Raw genomic sequence first — 1,025 nt, 5'->3', positions numbered from 1 at the left:
CTCATTCTGCTGCCGTTGCTGAGAAAGTACTGAATTAACAATTGCTAAGCCCAATGGATTTCATGCTGTGGCTAGGCGGCAAGTTCGTGAGTCTCCAGGAGCTTACTGCGGTAAGTGACTGGTGTGAACGAATGCAGCCAACAACGCCACAGCGTGAAAGACGAAGGGGATAACCATTTGATTCAACAGAGGAGTGACAACATGTCTCAGGTTGAGAACAAAGCCGGCGTCAAGCCGCAGGATCTGTCGATGGAAAACTGGGTAGAGTCGCGCATCGCCCGTTTCGAGGGCCGCAAATACGACTGGAACGCGCTGAAATTCCAGGCCGACTTTGACCCGAAATACCGCCGCGCGCAGATGCGCTATATCGGCACCGGCGCCACCGGCGTGGCCAGCGACGCCAACACCATTCCGGCGGGCAACTTCACCTTCTCCACCATGGTGCTGCCGTCGAAGTGCGAGGGCCCGTTGCACCTGCACGACGACGTGGAAGAAGTGTTCTTCATGCTGAAAGGCAGCATCACGCTGATGATTCAGGATGGCGAAGAGTATTACGAAACCAGGCTGAAAGAGCGCGATCTGATCTCGGTGCCGGCGGGCGTGTACCGCGGCCTGTTCAACCACGGCGAGGAAGAGGCGCTGATGTGCGTGATGCTCGGCACCGCCAAGCCGGAGATCCCAACCTATCCGGCGGATCATCCGCTGTCCAAAGTGAAGCGTAACTGATGAACGGCCTGGCGCAACGCCAACGGGCGCGCTGCGGGGCGTATACCCTGAGCTGGCGCGAGGCCGGGCAGGGGCGGCCGGTGGTGTTGCTGCACGGCATCAGCTCCGGCTCCGCCTCGTGGATCAAGCAGTTCAACGACAGCGGCCTGACGGACGGTCACCGTCTGTTGGCGTGGGACGCGCCGGGCTACGGCGGCAGCCTGCCGTTGGCGGACCCGCAGGCCGATGCCGCCGGTTATGCGGCGGCGTTGGCGGCGCTGATTGCTGAGCTGCAGCTGGCGCAGCCGCTGATCGTCGGC

2 protein-coding genes are annotated in these 1,025 nt (G+C 61.4%); both read left to right on the top strand.

All coding sequences use genetic code 11. The features are described from left to right. Positions 1 to 201: 201 nt before the first annotated feature. A complete protein-coding gene (locus tag ACZ60B_RS43095; RefSeq protein ID WP_004937634.1) occupies positions 202 to 726 on the top strand; it encodes a cupin domain-containing protein in 525 nt (174 codons plus the stop codon). Further along, the coding region (locus ACZ60B_RS43090; RefSeq protein WP_469397614.1) for an alpha/beta fold hydrolase at positions 726 to 1,025 on the top strand (300 nt) is incomplete at its 3' end. The genes ACZ60B_RS43095 and ACZ60B_RS43090, both read left to right, overlap by 1 nt.

The organism is Streptomyces sp. NPDC104096 (assembly GCF_055584385.1).
Note: the sequence above shows the minus strand (reverse complement) of the source record. Positions and strands in the feature narration are given on the sequence as shown.

Excerpts from the sequence above, each read along its gene's own strand:
- ACZ60B_RS43095 (WP_004937634.1), top strand. The coding sequence starts at position 202 with ATGTCTCAGGTTGAGAACAAAGCCGGCGTCAAGCCGCAGGATCTGTCG.